Below are 14155 nucleotides of genomic sequence, written 5' to 3'. Positions count from 1 at the left end.
CAAAAAATGGCCGGCGTCAAGCCCTTCGTGCAAATTAATCGAGGCTTGAAACCATATACGGGACAATAGGTTAGCTCTGTTTCGTGCCGCTTGCTGGGGATGCGGCGTTGTGGGTTGGGAGCCACATAAGAGCCTTGGGAAAGCAAGCCGAGTCGTGTTGTGGCTATGGAGATTGCCAGGGGCTGGCAGGCTTGTTCGTCATAGTAGCCCGTTCCTTCGCGCACCATTCAAAATAAACGCAGATGAAAGGAAGCTGCTTGCCCATTTTGAACATCGGTGACTCGCACAGCGACCAATCGGTGAGTTAAGAAGAGAATTCAGGCTCATTTTTAGCTACCAAGTCTCGGCTCTGAACTCGTTCATTGTCAGCTTCACCTGACTTCATCCCAAAGAACGGAACCGATTCTTCTCGCTGTACATGCCGAGGATAGGGTTAGGCTCCCGCTGAACTCGCCGCCATTCGCTTAACTAGATCTTGGAAATTCTCAACCAGTTTGCGGTCGTCTACTTTGCCGGAAATGAACTGTTCCAAGGCGACAAAGAGGTCAGGTTCACTCGCAGAATGAGAAAATAGACGTCTTAGCTGGTCAAAATTGCTTCTAAAGGCGTTCTGCAAAATGATCAAGGCGTTATTAATGGCCACCGTCCCTTCGCTTTCGACGTCGTGCGGGTCAATGGCCTCATTGTGAATTTTTCCCGTTAGCTTCGTAAGAATCGCGATAATCGCGTCAGATTCTATCTTGTCATCACCGAGAAAAGCTGCCAGGGTATCAATCAGACTACTGTCGCGAATATAATCTTCGTCGATAATCGCGAGTACGTTATCCTTGAGGATTTCTGAGTTCATTTTGAACTGCAGCATCGAGAATCGCTCGGTCGCTCTCTGTGGCGTATAGACGAGCCACTCGTCATAAGGGCATTCAGATCGGAATATAGTTCGGAGTTCGTGTTGTGTGCTATCCCAAGTAATCAGGGCGGGGGTATGTCCAACCTTCTTTTTATCCAAGTGTTGACTCGTATCGCCTAAGGTATAGCATGCAGCAAGGTCATTCAAGATTGACCTAGTTTTTCTGTGCTTTCCGATTTTTTTAAGGCGATCTTGATAGGATCGAAGAATTCTCTTGGCCGTTGGATTATCTTCCAAAGATACTGCAGCCTCATATTCGACCACCGATATAGTCGCAATCTTCAGATAGCGACGCACGCATTCCATGAACGCATCGAATTTCGTCCCTGTGTAGTATTGCGTGACTTCTTCAAAACCGATCAATCTCTCAAGGAAATCTTCAAATGAATATCCAGCCCTCTCCTTCTTCTTTGCATTCAAGTAAAGGTTGAAAAACACATTTTTCGAATCACCGAACTTCTCAATGAGCGCGTCGTTTGCGAAACCGCTTATCTTTTCGGCTTGTGTGAGGTGGCGAATTGTCTCCTCTAAATGCTCCTGAGTAATGCGGACCGACACGTTCTTCAAGTGCCGAATCGAATCCCGAAGATTCATTACGATCTGTCTTTCTCTATTCATGAATTCTGATTTTGCGAATCCATATAGACAGAGGTATTGAATAAAAACGGTTGCATCCAAGTATATGAAGAAGTGCTTCTCATCGATATACCGTTGAAGCTTCCTTTGATTTAACAGGTTGATGCAGATTATGGAAGAACAATAATTCGCGAAATAATCGTTCTCAGAGGCGATTTCGATCAAGTTCTTGGTGTGTTCGCGGACACTATCCTTCGTATGAAGAGCGAATAAACCTTCGAGCTCAATCAATAGGTTCTTTATTAGAGAAAGCTTCGGAGGTTCAATGGAAATCTCGGATATCTGTACTTCAATCGAGGTGCTATAGACATGCTTGATTATTTGAAATGCCTGCTCAGCGATATCTACGCCAATTTCCTTTTCCGTATACGCCCTAATTTTATCGAGCAACTCCCTGCGTTGAATTTGATCCCTTTGAAGTATCGCGTCCAGTCTCAACTTTTCTTTTGCTGACAATGTAAGAAGATTTTCATCGCTCTCAATTTTTCCAGCCTTAATGAGGGCGCTTACCCGCCCATTCATAGCTCCTGCTTTAATATTTATCCTTTCTAGAGATGTTGCCAGATGACTTCTATCACTTGGCGCACCGTAAAGCGTCGATAGTATCTCTGCATCAACAATCGACGTCTTTAATTCGGCGGATTCTTTGCTCATCGCCAGATAATCGTAGAAAGCCCTGGCGCGCGGATCTGAGTCGGACGGTTCTAACTCAGGCCTCAGCTTATGCACTTCATTGATTATGAAGTGGAGTGTTTCAGGAAGTTCCTCCGTCACTAGTTGCGCTAATTGGCCTGCTTCGTAAATCTCGAGTTTTATACCCGTGGCATCTCGAACGGCTTTCTTAAGTTTTAGTTGAGCAGTAGCGCTGAGCGTGTGACTCCAGAATAATGTAAGAACTTCCGGGTAGTTGTGTTCGTCGACTAGGCGTTTCACCTTCTCGGCATCAGCAACGACTTTTTGTGTAAGACTCTTTTCTTGAATGGTGATCTGAACAGCCTCCTTGACTTCACGCCCTGCCCGCTTGTAAATCAGGTCGCGACCACCGTCGTAAGAACCTCCTGAAAGGTATGCTTCAGCGTCGTAAATATACTTGGCTACTTGGCGAACAACCTCTTCAAATGCAAGCTCGTCCTTTATTGAAGTGATGAAATCGATATTGTTCGACATATTATGGCCTTTGTTAGCAGGCATCCGAAATTTATGGCTATAACCAAAATCCGTGCCAAGAAGCGTAAATTTCGTCATTTCCATTGGCAATTGTCGGCGAATGCACCGCTCATGCAACGAGTAGACGTAGCCGCCGGTTGAATCCACAGTAAAGAGCTGATGTAGCGGTCAGCGTATTGAACTTCCACTTCTGGTCGATAACGGACATTATAGAATTCCGTTCAGGTTTTTGTTGCCTCTACTTAGCCAGCTTCCTGAATCCCCGATCCCCCGCCATGAACGCCTCCAGCATGTGCGGGATCAGCGTCACTGCATCGACCGTCTCGCCATAGGTCTGCGCGTGCAGCGCGGCGTAGCGGTCGAGGTCGGCTTTCAGGCTGGCCGGGCAAGCGAAGGTCAGCTTCACGCTCTCGGTCTTGGGCAGCGGCCCCAGCCGCAGTTTCTTGGTTGTGCTCATCGGGAAGTCCCCTTGTTGAAGAACAGTGGCTGATAAGGCCGCAGCACCAGATCGCGGTTGACGATGATGCCCGTATCCTGAATACCGATCAGGAACTGAGTGCCTACCCCGATGGCTACAACCGATTGTTGGATCGTATCTTTGATGAGCATGGTTTGATCATCTGCGGCTGGTCAGGCGAGTGGGATCATGCCTTGCGTGAAGCCTTCCTTCGCGCCCCAAACAGGCGTTATCCGGTCTATTGGGCCGCACGTGGAACACTGGGATCGGGCGCACAAGAATTGGCGACACACAGAGCAGCAAGGGCCATTCCAATCAATGGTGCTGATGAGTTTTTCCAAAGTCTTCAGCAGCGAGTAGAAACCCTTGAGCAGAGCCAGCGTCAGAACCCTCTGAGCGTAGAGTTGCTGGTCAACAGTGCCAAACGCTATCTAGCCAAGCCTGAGCATCGCATTCAGTTGGATGAGCTTTTCGCCCAGGAGACTGATCGACTGCTCGATCAATTGGATAGTGAGATATTTTCTGTGCAGGGGCAATGGAGTCAGGAAGATTTTCGTACAAGAGTCCAGCAGTATGAGTCCGTAACCGAGCCGCTGGCCCGCATGGCCGGCGTCCTTGGGAGATGGGGCGACGGCAAGGACTTTGATGTGGTGATGGATGGACATGGCAACGGCCGCCGCGATGTGCAGACCGCACGCAAGCGCAAGCACGCAGGCCCGAAGCTGGAAGCCGGGCCGTAGGCGTCAGGGATGTGGAAGGCTGGCGAATGCCAGTCCCGTCAGGGATGAGCGAACAGCGAACCTGGAGCAGCGCGGTTCGCAAAGCGAAGACGCAAACGTATCGTTGCCTTATTATCTATTTGCAAAGATTTAATTCTTTTTAAACATGGCGAACACGACCGCCACCAACAATGATCGTAGGTTAAAAATGAATGATAGTCAGGAAAAACCTCGAACCTTGAATGCGGAAGACCTACGAGCGGGCATGCTCTTAAACATCTTCGCAGAGCAACCTCTGTATGGGCTAGACGAAGAGTACTCATTCTTCTATGACGAAACTAACAACATCCGAAAATTCTGGGTCAGGGATGATGGCTTCAACGAAAAACCAAGGAACTTTGTTTTAGGTGGAATCTCGCACAAAAAATCATCGCCCCTATCTGGAATTGATGATCTGATTAAGTCTTTACATATTCAAAAATCAGCCAAGGAGATAAAATTCAATCAACTTGCCACCGGAAACTATCTTGGCGTACTCAATTCCAAAAGAATAAGGACGCTTCTAGAATGGCTGATCAGCAATGGGGCATTCATTCATTATATAAATTTTAATATCTTATATTGGTCTTTGGTTGATATTGTTGATTCAATGTGGGATGAGCCGGAGCTACTTCAGTACATGCCCTACGTCATGCACATCAAGGGCGAGCTTTTCAATCTTGCAAATTCTGACCTGGGCAGTTTGGTTCTAATTCTAAAGAAATATCGATTTCCTAATGTCCAAAGAAATTTAAGTTTCACGTTCATGACTGAATTTGCTGATTTTCTTGAATCGGCCTCCAAAAACCTACAATCCGATATTAGCAAGCTCGTTGTTCACATGATTCGGAAGGCAGCAAATCTTTCAGAACTGCCTTTTATAGTGGATAACGTCGATGATGTTCTTATTGACAGTTTCGACAGTTTGTTTTTGAGACCCCTGTATATCTACCCAACAAGCTCCCACACTTTTGACAACGAAACCGAAGTTCAAGATGCATTAGGCGGAGCACGGATGATATACAAGGGGGAGCCGGTCGAATACTCATTCGTTGACTCCATGAGTTGCATAGAAACTCAATTATCAGACGGAATTTGCGGGTTGTTAGGAAGTCACTTTAACTTCCTGGAAGATCACACTTTCGCTGAGTTAATAGAGATAAAGAAAAACCTTAACCCGAGTCAGCAACAGACGCTTTCGTTGCTTAAAACGCTCATAGATATCTCGGATGCTCAGAGCAATGGCTTCATGCACCGAGTCACACCGATGGATAGCGACTTTAAGAATGATTACTTCTTGCATGACATCCCCTTGCAAAAACACTTTCAAAACAATGGAGCCAATAGATGAGTAAAAATGAAAATTTCGACAACGACGAAAAAATAAAAACTCTCTTAAATGCCGCCCTGGAAAAAATCCACGCATGCAGTCGAGAAGAAGCAGTAGCGTCAAAAAGGGCCAAAATTAAATCAAGAACTGAGCAGGCATTGATGGTCACTGACATCAACTCATACCTTGTCCTGCTAGATGCCATCTACAACAGTGAAAGTAAAATAAGTCAACGATTCAGTAGGGAGACTGCATATAAAATAATTGAGGATAATATCTTCGAAATAAAATTTTCCGGCAAGGATTTATCCAATGAGGATATTGTATCTTTACTGAAAAGATTTACAGATGTCTCACCGGAAGATGTCAAGGTGGTGGCGCCGATATCGGGAGTAAGACTAGATAAAGAAGGTGCGGTAATCATAGGGTCCTTTGAAATAGGTTTGTCGGGATCGCTGAAAATGCCTATTTCAAACAACAATGACTATTACATATGCTCAGAAATAAAGAATAGCTATGACAATTTAAAGGCCATCTCGCTTGCTCATGATGAATTCCAAGAATTCATTAATTTAATATTTTTTATAGCCGGAAAGAAAGATAATTCAATTTTCATAAAAACAGGGCTGCCTTCTTATCCTAGCTACACACATCAACAGATGTATGTGGAAACTAGCTCCTACCAGATACAAAGAAATCCTTCAAATTTTCCAGATGCATCCATAAGCAATAAAATTGTTGAGAAAATTCCTGTTGATGACGACTTTTTCGTAAACAATACCAGCTTTAGAAAGTTATGGGATATATATAAAGAAAGAAAAAATGGAGTGAAAATTTCTGATCTTAGCTCACGCATATTGAATTGCTCAATTTCGATTGGCGAGGCAATCAGAAGCCAGAAAGAAAAAGACTCAGTAATTCATACTTGCATTGCCCTTGAGATTTTGTTGTCTTACGATGAAGGCAGTCTTTTTCAAAAAAGCATTGGTGATCGCCTGGTAGACACATTTGTTTTTATTGTTGCCAAAGATAAAGAGTCAAGATTACGGGCAAGCTCAGTACTAAAAAAAGTTTATCGGATGAGATCAGCTTTGGTTCACGGGGGGAGCAAAGAGATTGATCAGAGCTACGTTGGAATAATTCAGTTAGTAAGAGCTGCAATCGCTGAGTTGCTGAACTCCGAAAAATACAAGGACGTAAAGAAAATTGATAAATTATATGAGATGGTGAAGGACGCTCAAAACTCTTATTAAAAATATTCGTTGGCGATGTACCCCATGATCCTGTTTCAGCCTTTATCTTTCTAGCGGGCGAATAATAGAAGAAGGCTACTCAGAAATGGCTTTCTCACTTTCAAAAAATAATCTGAGAGTCCAGACCAGCTATCGCCCGGAAAACACACCCAAGCTGACTCAAAAAGGGGGGGCTCCCCCCCCCCCTGGTTTAAATCAAGCCGCATTCCGCAAGTGACGTTGTTTTCGTGCCACCGACAATGATGTGATCCAGCACGCGCACATCCACCATCGCCAGCGCCTCCCGAAGTCGCTTCGTCAGCGACTTATCGGCTGCACTTGGCTCGGGATTCCCGCTCGGATGGTTGTGAGAAATGATGACTGCTGCTGCATTGAACCGCAGCGCTTCTTTGAGCACTTCACGCGGGTACACTGATGCACTGTCGATGGTGCCCCGGAAAAGCTCGCTGTACTCGATGAGCCGATGTTGCGTATCCAGGAACAAAACCGCGAAGACTTCATGCTCCAGGCACGCCAGCTTGGTGCCTAGATAATCCTTTACCGCCATTGGTGATGTAAAGGTTTCGCCACGCGGCATTTTCTGGTCGATGACCAGGCGTGCGGCTTCGAGGATCTGATCGGCAGAAGCGGCTGGTAGCGCCCACATGCGCTGCGAACCATCAGAACGGAATCGAAGGAAGAAAGAGAAACTTGCGACATGATCGTGCTCCGGTTGCACGGGCGGAATTGCCCGGAACCGTGGCCAGCACGGCGCAGCGCAAGCAGTCAGAGGTCGCAGACGGCCATCAGGCCGCAAACGCGCATGGCGCGTGCAGCCATTGACTGCGAGAACGCCGTGATACGGTGAAGGGAACAGCAAGACCGCCTACACCCGCCCTCACACAGTCGGCTTTCGGGTAAGCGGAGCGCGCAGGCCCACACGGGCCGAAGGCGTCAGGGGTCAAAGCCAGATGGCCGCGATTCGGCACGAAGCGCGGGGCGCAGCCCGCGAACCCGACGGCGGCACGCCGGGATGCTAACCAGTGCCCGTATCCTGCTAAACGGCTGCCCAGGGGCGCACACACGTTGTAACATGCATGTACTCTGCGGCGGCCCGGCATTTGTGCGGCGCTCCTAGAAAAAACGAGGGCCTCTATGCACATCTCCAAGCTCAGCCTGGTCAACTACAGAAACTTCGCCAACACCAAACTCCTGTTCCAGAAGGGCATCAACACCATCATTGGCGAAAACGGATCAGGTAAAACGAATCTGTTCCGAGCGATCAGGCTACTGCTCGATGACAACATGATCCGATCCGCCTACCGGTTGGATTCGACTGACTTTCATAGAGGCCTGGGAAGGTGGCAAGGCCATTGGATCATCATCAGCCTTGAGTTCGAGGATATCTCCGCCGATGAAGCAGTCCAGGCCTTGTTCCGGCATGGGACGGGCGGCATCGACGATGAGACGATCGGCAAAGCCACTTACAACCTCATCTTCCGCCCAAAGAAAGAGATCAGGCTTCGTCTCTCTCAATTGGACGATGGCGACCACGCTGGTCTCGCTGCGATCCTGGCTCCTGTCACTCTTGACGACTACGAAACCATCTTCACGGGCCGAAGCGACGCTGACTTTAACGATGAGGCTTTCTACAAGGCAGTGGTCGGTGACTTCGAGAACGCCAGGTTCAACGAAGAAATCGAGTTTCCCGCTATCGGCGCCAAAATTCCGAGCGTGCTGTCCGTTTCCAAGGAAATTTCCTTCACCTTCGTTCAGGCACTTCGAGACGTTGTGTCGGAGTTCCACAACAACAGGACCAACCCACTCTTGTCGCTGCTCAAGGGCAAGAGCGGCGATATCGACCCGGTGGCATTCCAGCTCATCACCGATGGGGTGAAGGCTTTGAATGATTCGATCGAGGCGTTGCCGGACGTGCAGGTCGTCCGGACCGATATCAGGGACACCATCAAGGATGCAGCAGGCGAGGCGTACTCGCCCTCATCCTTGTCGATCAAGTCCGATCTGCCTGACGAAGCTGACAAACTGTTCCAGTCCCTCAAGCTGTTTGTCGGCGAATCGGGAGAGACTCACGAAGGGCCGATTCATGAGTTGAGCCTGGGTGGCGCGAACCTGATCTTCCTCACCTTGAAATTGCTGGAATTCAAGTATCAGAAAGCCAAGCAGTCGATCGCCAACTTCTTGCTGATCGAAGAGCCAGAGGCCCACATCCATACACACATTCAGAAGACGCTGTTCGACAGGCTTCAGTACGACGACACCCAGATCATCTACTCCACCCATTCGACGCATATCTCAGCGGTCAGCAACGTCCAGAATGTAAATATTCTCGGGCGGGAGCGTAATCGATGTGAGGCCTACCAACCGTCCACGGGTCTGGACGCAGAAGAGATCGGCAACATTCAACGCTATCTGGATGCGGTTCGCAGCAACCTGTTGTTTGCCAAGAGTGTCATTCTGGTAGAGGGCGATGCCGAAGAAATCCTGATCCCAATTCTGGTCAAGAAGGTGCTGGGCATCAGTCTGGATGAACTCGGAATTAGCTTGATCAACATCCGAAGCACTGGGTTCCAGAACGTAGCCGTTCTCTTCCACGATGATCGAATCCGAAAGCGATGCAGCATCGTCACCGATCTCGACAGGTCCATCATTGACACAACGCCCGCAATGGGCGACGCCGAAGAAGTGCTTCGGCGCAAGAAAAAGTACCAGACCTCTCAGGAGAAAGGCATCGCCAGGAAAGCGCTTTTGGATGAGTCGTTCAAAGACAACTCATGGGTTGCTCCATTCTTTGCGCCACAAACCTTCGAGGTTGATTTCGTTGCCGCTGGAAATGCGAACAAAGTGGTTGGCATCCTCCCTGATATCTACAAAGATGCGCTAACCATCGCAACCGCCAAGGCGGAGCTTGAGTCACCGGACATCGCCCTGTACGGCCAGCGCGTGCTGACCATGGCGGGTAACTATGGGAAAGGGTGGTTCGCCATCTTGCTTGGGAAGAAAATTGATCCTCAAACGGCAATCCCCGCGTACATCCTCGATGCCATCGCCTTCGCGCACCCGGTAATCACAAAAGAAGTCTGGTTCAACGTACTGAGCTATCGCGTCAACTACATCGATGCGGATGATCTTGTCACCCCAGCGGCGGTCTTTGATGAGTTCAGGGCCAAACTGTTGGCCTTCAGAAAAGGAGACCTCGATTTCGTTGGCATCAGAAACGAAATGCTGGCCACCTTCCCCGACGATCGCATCAACGACGTCCTCAAGGTTTTCTAGCCATGTTCACGTGGGATAAGGACGATCTGAATCCAGAGCAGGAAGCTGCCATTCTGGAGCCTGGAAGTGTTTTTCTCATCGCCTGCCCTGGCAGCGGAAAGACCCGCACGCTGACTTACAAGATCGCCTATGAGTTGTCCAGACTGAAATCGAACAAGCAGTTCGTTGTTGCGATCACGTATACGCACCGCGCGGCGGACGAGATCCATGAGCGCATTGAGGGCCTTGGAGTTGACACATCCCGACTATGGATAGGAACGATCCACTCGTTCTGCCTTGAATGGATACTGAAGCCCTATGGCATCTATCACGAGGCATTGGAACGGGGCTACCGCGTGATCGATCAGCATGAGCGCGAGAAGATTTTGGAAGCTCTGTGCAAACCCTACCAAAAGCCAAAGATAACTTTTTGGGATTGCGAATTTTATTTCACTGAAACTGGCTATGTGCTTTCCTGTCCGCAAGCTTGGAAACACACCGGACTGCACGCCATATTGGGACAGTATTTCGAGAAGCTGCAGGAAAACCGGCAGATCGACTTTGAACTCATTCTCTACTATGCGTATCAACTGATCGCCAGCCGTCCTGCGATCAGCTTCCTTCTAGGGCAGTTATTCTCTTTCGTGCTGATCGACGAGTATCAGGACACCAAGCGAATTCAGTACTCGATCATCACGGCCATCTTGAAAGCCGGCCACGGTGCGACCAAGGCCTTCATCGTCGGCGATCCGAATCAAGCGATTTACCAGTCACTCGGGGGATATCCGATTGCTTTCGAGGATTTCAAGACGATGGCGGGCATTGACTTGAAGAAGCTTGAACTGTCGAAGAACTACCGCTCCTCTGAGCGCATCATCGACTACTTCGGAAACTACAACGTCCACGACACGTGCATTGAATCTGCATCCGACGACAAGGCGTATCCGAGTCTTGTTTCGTTCGATGCCACGGTGAACAAGACGGGCCTGGAAGCCGAGTTGATCCGGCTCATCCGCTTCAACATCGAGACTGTCGGTATCGCGCCCCACGAGGTGTGCGTGCTTGCACCACAGTGGACACACCTTGCCAGCATGACACGCCGTTTGTGCGCGAGCATGCCCGAGTATTCGTTCGATGGCCCGGGCATGGTTCCGTTTGCACGCGACACTGAAAACTTTTGGTACATGCTTTCCAAGATTGCACTTACGCAGGCATCGCCGGGAATGTATGTGCGCAGACTTCGTTGGGCCGGTGAAATCCTTGCTGCCTTGGAGGCGGCTGGCGCCAGCGTATCCAAGCTCACCAGAAAATCGTTGTTGAGAGAATGCAATGCGATCCAAATCGATGAGACGGATGGACTCACCTACCTCAGCACATTCTTCGATAGATTGTTTGCAAGCTTGGCCATCGATTTTCGACTCTTCACCACGCTTCGGGAGCATCACACTGCGTTCTTCGACAGTTCGCAAGCGAGAGTCGATCGGTTGAAAAGTGAGGGCAGCGAATTCATTGGAGACATCGGGACGTTCAGAAAGGTGTTTCAGAGCCGGACAGGCATCACTATCTCAACGATCCACGGCGTGAAGGGGGCAGAGTTCGATGTGGTGATCGCCTATGCCTTGCTGGAGGATATGGTGCCGCACTTCAATGATCCGAACGGTCAAGAAAGTGCCATGAAGCTTCTGTATGTCATTGGATCCCGAGCGAGGAAGAACTTGCACCTGATCTCGGAACGCGGTCGTATTCGCCAGTATTCTGGCGAAGAGTACCAAGTCACCCGCAAACTCGCTGCGTGTGATTTCAAGTACGACCAAGTCCCATAGAACTCGGGATCGGTGCCACCGACACCGTTATAGCTCGCGAGTCCCAAGACGAATCGTTGCGGAGGATTCCAGTAGGCGCCGCGTGTTCTGCAGTTCCTTTTGCAGCAATTCAGCATCTGGCAGCACCGTCCGGTAGTTCGCCGCCATCACCTTGGTCGGCAAGCCATCCAGCGCATACCGCGCCAGGGCATGGCCCTTGTCCGCACACAGAATCAGGCCCACTGGCGGGTTCTCGTCCGGGTAAGCCCAATGCTCCTTGGCATAGTTGCAGTACATATGCATCTGCCCCACATCGGCATGCGTCAGGCTGCCCAGCTTCAGGTCGATGATGACCAGGCATCGCAGCTTCCGATGAAAGAACAGCAGATCGACCCGATACCAGGTCTGGTCGATGCGCAACCGGCGTTGCCGCCCGACGAAGGTGAATCCTTCGCCCAGTTCCAGCAGGAAATCTTCCAGCCGCTGGATCAAGGCCGCTTCCAGGTCGGATTCGGAATACTCGTCCTTGAGGTCGAGGAACTCCAGCACATACGGGTCTTTGATCGCGTCATTGGGCGTGACAGCATCCTCGGGTTTGGCCACTGAACCCTTGACCAGCATCGCCGCCTTGTCCTTGGACAAGGCTGTGCGCTCGTAGAACTGGCTACCAATCTGCCGGTCGAGCTGGCGCACACTCCAGCCGCCGCGCAGTGCTTCGACCTCGTAGAACTGGCGAGCATGGTCATCCTTGACCGATAGCAGCCGGACATAGGCAGACCACGGCAGCGTGAAGACCTGGGCCAGTTCGGAGAGGTCGAATTTCCGAGACACCGTCTCGGAATTCTCGATGGGCAGTCCTTCTGCAGATTTCCGAGACAGTGTCTCGGAAATTGCCTCAAGGGGGTAAGCGACGAAGAAGCGCCGCATGTTCTCCAGGTTGTCCGGGCTGAACCCGCGTCCGAATCGCGCCGTCAGATCGGCGGACAAGCGCGCCATCAACTGCTCGCCGTAACCGGCCCGCCGCCTACCTTTCTGCTCAGCCTCCACGATCCTGCGGCCAATCTCCCAATAGCTGGCTGTCATCAGCGCATTGACACTGCGCGCCGCCGCCTGGCGCGCGGCATCCAGCAACTCCACGATGCCGCCATGGATGCCGGCATAGCCAGCCGGTAAGGCGGCGGGTTTCCTCATTACCGCAGACGTCTTCCTTGTCATGCTGTTGCCTCCATAGAACGGGGCGCCCCGGTAATCGCCAGCCGCCGATTCGCCACCAGTTCGGCCGCGTCCCGTACCGGCTTGTCCTCGGTATGAACATAGTGCATAAACATCGCCACGGTCTTGTGACCTGTGAGCTTCATGCCCACCTTGGTCGGCACACCCGAGTTGGCAATGTCGGTCGTCGCCCGGTGGCGGATGCCATGCGTGCCAACGTGCGGTACACCAGCGGCCTTGAGCACGCGCGTCCAGCCGCCGTAGTGCTCACCGTGGGTCATGTGCCGGGTCGGGTCGTTGGGCGACGGCAGGACGTAGGGGCAGCCTTCCCGGCGCGGTGCGGTAGACAGCAGCCGATAGGCTTCCTCGCTCATGGGCTTGGAGATACCGCCAGTCTTGCTGTCCGGCCAGACGACGCGGCGGTTTTCCAGATCAATCCACGCCCATTCGAGCGGGCAGATTTCCGAGCGGCGGGCGGCGAACTCGAATTGCAGGCGGATCGCCAGCGGAATGACGTAGTTCTCCAGTCCTTCCGCCTCCAGGCGCTCCAGGTGACGGAAGATCCGCACCAGTTCATCGTCCACGATGAGCCGGGTTTCCTTGCCGGGTGGATACATCGGGACATGACGGCACGGATTTGTGCCGTCAGGGCGTAGCCCCCACACTTCGGCCAGGTTGAACATCTTGCGCAGCACGCCAAAGGTGCGGTTGGCCTCGGCCTGCTTGTAGGCCAGCTTCTTCATCAGCGCAGCTACGTCGGGGCGCTTCACATCCTGCACCTTCATCCGGCCCATGATCGGGATGATGCAACGGTCGATGACGCCCCGATAGCCGCGCTGCGTGCTGGGCTTGTTGCGCTGCTTGGAATAATCCTCCATGAAGGTGTGGCAAAACTCCTTCATGCTCGGTGCCTTGCGGGCAGCGTTCTTGGCTGCGCTGGGGTCGCCGCCCTTGCGCACCTCGGCCAGCCACTCCTGCGCCATCGTGCGCGCCTGATCGACCGTCAGTTCCCCGTACTGGCCCAATGCGGGCTTGCGGCGCTCGCCGGCGTTCGTGCGGTACTGGAGCATGAACACCTTGCGGCCCGCCGGGGTGATCTTGCACAGGAAGCCGGGAACCACGGTATCCCGCAGTTCGACTGCCTTGTCTTGGGGGTGTGCCGCATCGACTGCGGACTTGGTGAGCTTGATCTTCGCCATGATGACTCCTCGGAAAGCCCGGTTTCCAAGAGCCGCATGGGAGCCACGCGAGGGGAAGCCGGGTCAAGTTTCGGAAAGCACCGGCATATGTTGAACTCGCCTAAGTAATTGATAAACCTGCTGTATCGAGCCTTGGCGTAGTCCAGCGAATTGCGGTACTAGAGTCATCGTGAAACAAAAAA

At 51.3% G+C, this 14155-nt stretch carries 9 protein-coding genes and 2 pseudogenes; 5 read left to right on the top strand and 6 right to left on the bottom strand.

Annotated features, from left to right (window positions below; translation table 11 throughout):
- Window positions 1-433: 433 nt before the first annotated feature.
- From ACMHYJ_RS16740 to ACMHYJ_RS16730, 3 genes and pseudogenes are all read right to left on the bottom strand, one after another.
- Entirely contained in the window at window positions 434-2857 is a 2424-nt protein-coding gene (locus tag ACMHYJ_RS16740; protein ID WP_414247291.1) for a hypothetical protein, read from the bottom strand.
- Window positions 2858-2948: 91 nt separating this feature from the next.
- The gene (locus ACMHYJ_RS16735; protein ID WP_414247290.1) at window positions 2949-3167 is read right to left on the bottom strand and encodes a DUF2274 domain-containing protein; all 219 of its coding nucleotides are present in this window, start codon (window positions 3165-3167) and stop codon (window positions 2949-2951) included.
- Window positions 3164-3310 (bottom strand): annotated as a pseudogene (locus tag ACMHYJ_RS16730) (conjugal transfer protein TrbI); the annotation flags it as partial. The gene ACMHYJ_RS16735 and the pseudogene ACMHYJ_RS16730, both read right to left, overlap by 4 nt.
- 12 nt (window positions 3311-3322) lie before the next feature.
- On the opposite strand from ACMHYJ_RS16730, the gene ACMHYJ_RS16725 reads away from it, so the two are divergent.
- The 3 genes from ACMHYJ_RS16725 to ACMHYJ_RS16715 all read left to right on the top strand — a co-directional run bounded on the left by ACMHYJ_RS16725 (window position 3323) and on the right by ACMHYJ_RS16715 (window position 6508).
- Window positions 3323-3907, top strand: coding sequence for a hypothetical protein (locus ACMHYJ_RS16725; protein ID WP_414247289.1), 585 nt, complete (start codon window positions 3323-3325; stop codon window positions 3905-3907).
- A 187-nt stretch (window positions 3908-4094) separates the two neighbouring features.
- Window positions 4095-5276, top strand: coding sequence for a hypothetical protein (locus ACMHYJ_RS16720; protein WP_414247288.1), 1182 nt, complete (start codon window positions 4095-4097; stop codon window positions 5274-5276).
- A complete protein-coding gene (locus ACMHYJ_RS16715; RefSeq protein WP_414247287.1) occupies window positions 5273-6508 on the top strand; it encodes a hypothetical protein in 1236 nt (411 codons plus the stop codon). Before ACMHYJ_RS16720 ends, ACMHYJ_RS16715 begins: the two co-directional genes overlap by 4 nt.
- Window positions 6509-6698: 190 nt before the next feature.
- Here ACMHYJ_RS16715 and radC read toward each other — a convergent pair.
- A pseudogene (gene radC / locus ACMHYJ_RS16710) lies at window positions 6699-7207 on the bottom strand (RadC family protein).
- Between the two features lie 435 nt (window positions 7208-7642).
- Between radC and ACMHYJ_RS16705 the strand changes: the two are divergent.
- Window positions 7643-9781, top strand: coding sequence for an ATP-dependent nuclease (locus ACMHYJ_RS16705; RefSeq protein WP_414247286.1), 2139 nt, complete (start codon window positions 7643-7645; stop codon window positions 9779-9781).
- A gap of 2 nt (window positions 9782-9783) precedes the next feature.
- Window positions 9784-11583, top strand: coding sequence for a UvrD-helicase domain-containing protein (locus tag ACMHYJ_RS16700; RefSeq protein ID WP_414247285.1), 1800 nt, complete (start codon window positions 9784-9786; stop codon window positions 11581-11583).
- Between the two features lie 27 nt (window positions 11584-11610).
- On the opposite strand, the gene ACMHYJ_RS16695 is transcribed toward ACMHYJ_RS16700, so the two are convergent.
- Both ACMHYJ_RS16695 and ACMHYJ_RS16690 read right to left on the bottom strand, forming a co-directional pair.
- Complete coding sequence (locus ACMHYJ_RS16695) at window positions 11611-12777, bottom strand: PDDEXK nuclease domain-containing protein (RefSeq protein WP_414247284.1); 1167 nt, start codon at window positions 12775-12777, stop codon at window positions 11611-11613.
- A complete protein-coding gene (locus ACMHYJ_RS16690; RefSeq protein ID WP_414247283.1) occupies window positions 12774-13973 on the bottom strand; it encodes a tyrosine-type recombinase/integrase in 1200 nt (399 codons plus the stop codon). The genes ACMHYJ_RS16695 and ACMHYJ_RS16690 overlap by 4 nt, the downstream gene beginning before the upstream one ends.
- Window positions 13974-14155 lie beyond the last annotated feature (182 nt).

Origin of the sequence: Castellaniella hirudinis (genome assembly GCF_047468865.1) — a bacterium.
Taxonomy (GTDB): domain Bacteria; phylum Pseudomonadota; class Gammaproteobacteria; order Burkholderiales; family Burkholderiaceae_B; genus Castellaniella; species Castellaniella hirudinis_A.
Note: the sequence above shows the minus strand (reverse complement) of the source record. Positions and strands in the feature narration are given on the sequence as shown.

Coding starts and splice junctions, on each gene's coding strand:
- ACMHYJ_RS16690 (WP_414247283.1), bottom strand. CDS start 13,973: ATGGCGAAGATCAAGCTCACCAAGTCCGCAGTCGATGCGGCACACCCC.
- ACMHYJ_RS16720 (WP_414247288.1), top strand. CDS start 4,095: ATGAATGATAGTCAGGAAAAACCTCGAACCTTGAATGCGGAAGACCTA.
- ACMHYJ_RS16735 (WP_414247290.1), bottom strand. CDS start 3,167: ATGAGCACAACCAAGAAACTGCGGCTGGGGCCGCTGCCCAAGACCGAG.
- ACMHYJ_RS16700 (WP_414247285.1), top strand. CDS start 9,784: ATGTTCACGTGGGATAAGGACGATCTGAATCCAGAGCAGGAAGCTGCC.
- ACMHYJ_RS16705 (WP_414247286.1), top strand. CDS start 7,643: ATGCACATCTCCAAGCTCAGCCTGGTCAACTACAGAAACTTCGCCAAC.
- ACMHYJ_RS16715 (WP_414247287.1), top strand. CDS start 5,273: ATGAGTAAAAATGAAAATTTCGACAACGACGAAAAAATAAAAACTCTC.
- ACMHYJ_RS16695 (WP_414247284.1), bottom strand. CDS start 12,777: ATGACAAGGAAGACGTCTGCGGTAATGAGGAAACCCGCCGCCTTACCG.